The organism is Prosthecobacter sp., assembly GCF_029946185.1.
Lineage (GTDB): Bacteria > Verrucomicrobiota > Verrucomicrobiia > Verrucomicrobiales > Verrucomicrobiaceae > Prosthecobacter.
This window is the reverse complement of sequence record NZ_JAQSEA010000051.1, coordinates 1-6630: the sequence shown is the minus strand read 5'-3', so window position 1 is coordinate 6630 and position 6630 is coordinate 1. Positions and strand designations below refer to the sequence as shown.

The 6630-nt window shown below is 61.2% G+C and carries 6 protein-coding genes; 3 read left to right on the top strand and 3 right to left on the bottom strand.

What is annotated here, in order from left to right:
• A partial coding sequence (locus PSV43_RS03340) for a hypothetical protein (RefSeq protein WP_300193766.1) occupies positions 1-185 on the top strand: 185 nt, incomplete at its 5' end.
• Between the two features lie 222 nt (positions 186-407).
• Here the strand turns inward: PSV43_RS03340 and msrB are convergent.
• From msrB to PSV43_RS03325, 3 genes are all read right to left on the bottom strand, one after another.
• Positions 408-1004, bottom strand: a complete 597-nt coding sequence (msrB, locus tag PSV43_RS03335) for a peptide-methionine (R)-S-oxide reductase MsrB (RefSeq protein ID WP_300193764.1) — start codon at positions 1002-1004, stop codon at positions 408-410.
• Between the two features lie 63 nt (positions 1005-1067).
• A complete protein-coding gene (locus PSV43_RS03330) occupies positions 1068-3554 on the bottom strand; it encodes a bifunctional serine/threonine-protein kinase/formylglycine-generating enzyme family protein (RefSeq protein WP_300193763.1) in 2487 nt (828 codons plus the stop codon).
• 63 nt (positions 3555-3617) lie between these two features.
• Complete coding sequence (locus tag PSV43_RS03325) at positions 3618-4298, bottom strand: sigma-70 family RNA polymerase sigma factor (protein WP_300193761.1); 681 nt, start codon at positions 4296-4298, stop codon at positions 3618-3620.
• Positions 4299-4406: 108 nt separating this feature from the next.
• Between PSV43_RS03325 and PSV43_RS03320 the strand changes: the two genes are divergently transcribed.
• Together PSV43_RS03320 and zwf are read left to right on the top strand one after the other, a co-directional pair.
• Positions 4407-4922: a hypothetical protein gene (locus PSV43_RS03320; RefSeq protein ID WP_300193759.1), complete on the top strand. Its 516-nt coding sequence runs from the start codon at positions 4407-4409 to the stop codon at positions 4920-4922.
• A gap of 96 nt (positions 4923-5018) precedes the next feature.
• Positions 5019-6560 (top strand): glucose-6-phosphate dehydrogenase, encoded by a 1542-nt coding sequence (gene zwf / locus PSV43_RS03315; RefSeq protein ID WP_300193757.1) that lies wholly within the window; start codon positions 5019-5021, stop codon positions 6558-6560.
• The last annotated feature ends 70 nt before the right edge of the window (positions 6561-6630 follow it).

Here is a 6630-nt window from a genome sequence, read left to right as displayed (position 1 = left end):
TGCCGTACGCTCGCAGACGGGCGGGCTGTCGCCACACCCATCGTACGATGGGCGCAGGCATTCCGGGCGGGGGCGTGCGTTGGGTGTGTTTGGTGTCGAAGACAGGGAAGCGCCTCATCGCACACTCCGCCAAACCGCCCGACTCTTGGGGGCGTTCGCAGGCCATGGTGTTTGCCGTACGCTGATGGACGGGCGGGCTGTCGCCACACCCATCGTACGATGGGCGCAGGCATTCCGGGGGACGTACGTTGGGTGTGTTTGGCGTCGAAGACATGGCAACGTCTCACCGCACACTCCGCCAAACCGCCCGACTCTGGGGGCGTTCGCAGGCCGTGGTGTTTGCCGTACGCTGATGGACGGGCGGGCTGTCGCCACACCCATCCTACGACAGCCTACGCCTGTCGTACTTACTTCTTCACTTCCACGCCGCCTTCTTTGGCGACTTCGTCTTTCTTGCTCTGCACGGCGGTGGAGCTGACTTCGAGGAGCTTGGGGGCTGCGCCGCCTTTGGGGACGAATTTGAGGGCGACGCCGTTGATGCAGAAGCGGCGGTCGGTGGGGGTTTTGTAGCCTTCGCCTTCGAAGACGTGACCGAGGTGGGCGTCGCAGCGTTTGCAGACGGTCTCGATGCGTTTCATGCCGTGGGTGTTGTCCACTTTTTCGAGGACGCCTTTGGCTTTCGAGGAGTCGTAGAAGGAAGGCCAGCCGCAGCCGGAGTGGAATTTTTCGTTGGAGGTGAAGAGTTCCGCGCCGCAGCACACGCAGTAGTAGGTGCCTTCACCCTGCTTCTCGAATTCTTCATAGGCCGCGCCATTGGGGCGTTCGGTGCCGCGCATGCGCGTTACTTGGAACTGTTCGGGGGTGAGGAGTTTTTGCCAGTCATTTTCAGACTTCACGATTTCGGGTTTGGACATGGTTTTGGAGTCGGTTTTAGGTTTGTCTGCGGCTTGGGCGATGCAGAAGGCGGCGGCAAGGGCGGAAAGGAGGGCGAGGCGAAGTTTCATGACGTTGTTGCTGATACGTGAGAGAGACGGCGAAGATTGCTTATTCCCACAAAAGGTACGGCCTCAGTTGTCGTCTTCACGCGCCATCTGGCCGATGTTCCAGAGCAGCAGGCGGAAACCGGCGTCAGGATGGCGGTCTGTGGCAGTGGCATGCCGGCGGAAGGAGGCGAGCAGTTCCTGGCGTTCTGCGGTGGTGTAGGCACCGCCGCGCAGGACACCCTGGTCGGGCATGGTGTTCCACGAGTCCGAGACCCATTCCCAGAGATTGCCGGAGAGATCATGCAAACCACGGCCATCAGCACGGAAAGAACCGACGGGTGCGGGACCGGCAAAGCCGTCGTCATATTTGGGAATGGCGACCCTGCCGGTTTTGTCCGCGCTTTTGTCGAGGAAGTTGCCGGATTTGGCGGGTGGCGGCCAGATGAAGCCCCAAGGGTAGATGCCTTCGATGCGCAGGCTGCGCTCGGCGGGAGTGGTGCCGAGCTCACGCGAGAGATAGGCGGCCATGCTCCATTCATCATCGCTCGGCAGCCGGTATTCCTGATCCGGTTCCAGCAAGCCCTGCGCCCGCTCGCGGTCCGTCAGCCAGCGGCAGAACTGCTCGGCTTCAGAACGGGTGACCATGCTGGCGGGAAGGGCGGGTTCTGCGTCCAGCACACGGCCATCGACGGGTGCTTGATTGGTGGCTTTGGTAAACTCGGCGAAGTCTTTGCGGCGCGTCTCCGTGGTGGCCAGCATGGCCTTGCCAAGCGGCACGAACTTGAGTCCGAGGCTGTTCTGCCACGGCTTGCCAAACACCACCGATCCGGTGGCTTTCAGACGCAGATTGAAGCTGATGCTCTGACCCTGCTTGAGCTTGCCGGTGGCCTGTTCAGGCTTGTAACCGGGCAGAATGATCTCGTAGCTGAAGCTGGCTGCGCGCACCTTGGGCAGGGCGAGGGGGGTGCGGCCCAAGAGGCGTTCGCCGTCGAAGATTTCCGCTCCTGCGGGCGTGCTGGCGATGTTCAGGCTGCCGTACTTCACTTTCACGATCTCGCAACGAATCGCGCTGTGACCGGGCTTGGGTTTGGACGTGCTTTGGGTGGGCGGGAGACTGATGGCGCGCCAGGCGTACTCATGGTTGGGGTCCAGGCGGCCGCTGCGGCTGTCCTCGGCGGTCATCCAGGCGCAGAAGGCGTCGGCATCTTCCGCAGCGATGAATGCCGCAGGCACCACGCTTTTGTCCGGGAGCAAACTCGGGATCACCTCGTAGGCGGCTGCGCGGCTGTCGCCGAGGAATTTGCCAAAGAGGTCGCCGTCCAGCGGCATGTCCGCGATGTAACGATCCTGCTTGTAGGTGAACCACTGCTTGAGCCGGTTCTGCCAGGGTTTGCCCGGCGTGGGTGTCTGTGGACGCGCAGGCAGCACTGGCAGCGGTTTCACCGGCACAGGGACTTCATAGCTCCATTCGCGCTGGTGCTTGGCCACCACCAGGCCACTCGCCACGAGGAAGGATGCCAGGGTGGTGATGATGGCCGCGCGGCTGAAGCGGCGGACGAAACTTTCTGGCCTGATGCCGCCGACTTGCTGCAGGGATTCGGCAAAATCTGAGGCATTGGTAAAGCGCCGGCCAAGGTCGGCATCACAAGCCTGGCAGATCACGCGATTGAGGTCGATCCAGAACGGCCACTCCTCGTCCGAGAGATTGTCCGGGACCTCGGGGAATTCCATGCGGTCTTTGCCGCTGCTCATTTCATAGAGCACCTTGCCAAGGCTGTAGATGTCAGCCTGCGGCGTGCCGGGGCCTTCCGGGGGCACGAAGCCTTCGGTGCCCACAAAGGTGCGCTCTCCAAAGGCGGCGACGAGGCCGATGTCCGCCAGTTTGCACACGCCGCCGACGAAGATGATGTTGGAGGGCTTAATGTCACGGTGGGTGAGTCCGTGGTTGTGCATGTAGTGCAGCGCGTCGGCCATGTACACGCCTGCATCCCGGCAGAAGAAGGGGTCCAGCCTGCCGTGGCGCTTCATGTCCGTGGTCAGCGTGCGCGGCACGTAGGTCTTCACATCGGGGATGTTGGCACCGTCCTCGGCATCGTCCGCCAGCTCCATCACGCAGTAGTAAAAACCGCGCTTCTCATTCCAGCCGACGTGCAGGATGTGCACGAGGCAGGGATGACCACGCGAGATCGGCTCGAACTGCTGGATGCCCTGAAACTCGCGGTGAAAGGTGCGGGTGAGTTCAAAGTCCTCACGCCAGACGATCTTCACCGCACGCAGGGCGCCCGTGACGCTCTGGGCCAGCCAGACTTCGCCATAGGCCCCGGAGCCGATGCGCTTGAGCAGGGTGTAGTCGGGAATGACGATGTCATCGCGGTGGGAGGGCGGGCCGTTCTTGTCGCGGCTCTTGACCTTTTCCCGGGCCGTGGGCACCGCAATGGGCGGGGCGGGCAGGTTGATCTCGAAGGAGTCCGCATCGAGTGCACCTTGATCCATGGCGGGCATGCCGTCGGCTGCATCCTCGCTCTCGGGAGGAGGCGGATGATCGTCGGGCAGGGCGTCTGAATCGCTCATGAAGCTGGCGTGGAAGGATGGGTGGCTGCAGGGCCTGTTCTAGCTGCGCCCGGAAGTCTTCCACTAAAGCATTGTATTCTCAAGCCCCTGCACTTCTTTCTTCACCAGTGCACCGACGCGGTGCTTGGCCAGATAGACCTGTGCGGCATTGATTCCGAGGGCTTCAGAGGTCTTTTTGACCCCCCAGCCCTTCATCACATAGCAGTCAAAAATTTGAAACTGGCGGGGTGAAACCTTGGCTTTGACCCGTTCCAGCGCGGCAGCGGTGATGTTGTCACGCCACTCGCGGTCCCAGATGTTTTCCAGCAGGTTGTCCTTGTCCTGGGAGAGGCGGTCGATGACCTGGCCGCTGGTGTCCTCGGTGTCCGCATTGCCTTGGTCGGCCAGGGAGGGCTGGCGCTTGCGGGCGCGGAAAACGTCGAGAATCCGCCAGCGCGTCATCTGCAGCAGCCAGGCCTTGAAGGAGCCTGCACGTGGGTCGTACTGACCTTTCTGCACCTGGCGGGCGATGGCGATGACGGTCTCCTGGACCACATCAAAGGCTTCTTCACGGGTGAGGCCCGCTTTGGTGCCGACACTGAAGATGAGACGCCAGTAGGTCTGGTAAAACTCGTTCCAAGTTTTCTGGTCTTCCCAATTGTTCAGACGTTCGATCAGGCTTTTGCGGGTTTTTTCCCACAAGCCCTTATCTTTTTTTGCGTCTTCCGGGATCGGAATGTCTGGCTCAGGTGCCGGTTTGCTCATTGCCTGCTGACTCTCAACGGATGAGCCGCTCTGTCAAACCTTTGAACCTCAGCAGACATAGAGAAAATGAGCGAAAGAGACGCCTGTTTAATGGCGGGGTGGCCTAAGATGATGGCAGTACGAGAGATTGGCTTCGCCTTTCTGGCAAAGCTTAGGCTCTCGTGCCTGTCGGTCAGCGTCTTCACCAGCCCCCAGCGCCATAAAACGCCCCTCCCCGTACCACCCGCCGAGTCGGGTCCCGCACGCAATGCACTGCTGAAGTCTCCCCTGCGGACGGCTGAAAGCCGCATAGCTGGCGCACACGCACACCGACAGACAGGAGAGCCGAGGCTTTGCGAGACAGGCGAAGCCAATCTGCCGTACTTCAGGCAGTCCAGCGACTTCGATGGAAGGGGGGCGGGACGTGATGGCATGGCCCAGCGGTTTTGTGATGAAGCGGTGGCCGGGGCTGCGGTGACGCTCCGGCAGTACGACAGGCACTCCTGCCTGTCGGTCAGCGTCCACGCATGCTCCAGCATCCTCAGTCCGCCCCCAAGCCCCGACCGGCAGACTGAGAACTTCGCCGAATGTTTTCTGCCACCCCGCCGCATTCATGGCATCCATGAAGTCATTTCATCGACCTAGGCCGGTTGCGCTGGCATCGTTAGTTGCCATCACGGGGCGGCTGGTTAGTCTGTCCGTCCAGCGCCGTGTTTATGGCGTAGTCCCTGCTTTAAAGTCATGCCCGAAATGGAAAATCCCTTTCAAGAGACTCTGCTCTCCCGCCACCGTGCGGAACCCTGCACCGTGGTCATCTTTGGTGCCACCGGCGATCTCACCCATCGCAAGCTGATTCCCGCCATCTACAACATCGCCGCCGCAGGTGATCTGCCGCCCCAGTTCAAGGTGGTGGGTTTCGCCCGGCGTGACAAGACGGACGAGGGCTTCCGCTCTGAACTGGAGGAAGGAAACCGCAAAAACAGCCGCCAGGGCCACAATGACGAGCTGTGGAAAAGCTTCTCCCAGTGCATCCACTATCACCGCAGCGAGTTTGAAGACCTCGAAGGCTACAAGTCGCTGGCGAAACTGCTCGACCAGTTTGATGCCGAGCGCGGCACGCCGGCGAACCGCCTCTTCTACCTCGCCTCCGCTCCGGAGGCCTTTAAACCCATCCTGGAAATGATTGCCGCCGCCGGGCTGAATGAGGGAACGAAGGGCAAATGGGCGCGTGTGGTGTGTGAGAAGCCGTTCGGCAAAGACCTCGCCACGGCGCAGGGCCTGAACGCGGTGGTCGCCGCCACCTTCGCGGAAAAAGACACCTACCGCATCGACCATTATCTCGGCAAAGAAACCGCGCAGAACATCATGGTGCTGCGCTTTGCGAACTCCATCTTCGAACCGAACTGGAACAGCCGTTACATTGATCACGTGCAGATCACCTGTGCGGAAAATCTCGGCATGGAAGGCGGGCGTGGTGGCTACTACGACACCGCCGGGGCGCTGCGTGACATGGTGCAGAATCATCTTTTGCAGCTCGTCTCTCTCGTCGCCATGGAACCGCCGACTGATCTCAGCGCGGACAGTGTGCGTGATGAAAAAGTGAAGGTGATCCGCGCCCTGCGTCCGCTGGTGGGACCTGAGGCCGTGGGCAAAAACGTGATCCGCGCCCAATACACCGCAGGCAGCGTCGATGGCGTGCCGCGCGTGGGTTACCGGGAGGAGGATCGCGTGAATCCTGAGTCCAACACCGAACCCTATGTGGCGCTGCGTCTGATGATCGACACCTGGCGCTGGCAGGGCGTGCCGTTTTACATCCGGGTGGGCAAGCAACTGCCGAAGAAGGCCACGGAAATCAGCGTGCATTTCAAGAAGCCGCCGCAGGTGCCGTTTGCCACTTCGACGATGCTGAACAACAGCGAGAACACGCTGGTGATTCGCATTCAGCCGGATGAAGGCATCGCGCTGCGCATTCTGTGCAAGCAGCCAGGGCAGGCGATGAGCATTCAGCAGGTGAAGATGGACTTCCGCTACTCATCGAGCTTTGGCAAAGCCAGCCCCGAGGCCTACGAGCGTCTGCTGCTTGATGCCATGGCCGGTGACGCCACGTTGTTTGCCCGTCGTGATGAAGTCGAGAACGCCTGGAAGTTCATCGATGAAATCGAAAACGCCTGGCACAAGTCGGACACGCCGCCGACCATGCACGAATACCCCGCCGGCAGCTGGGGGCCGAAAGAGGCCGATGATCTGCTGCGTGCGGACGGTCGTGAATGGCGGCTGCTTTAATCTGGAGGAACGCCATCATGCCTGCTGCCCCACTGAACGACTCCGACCTCGACCGCCTTGGTCTCGAAAC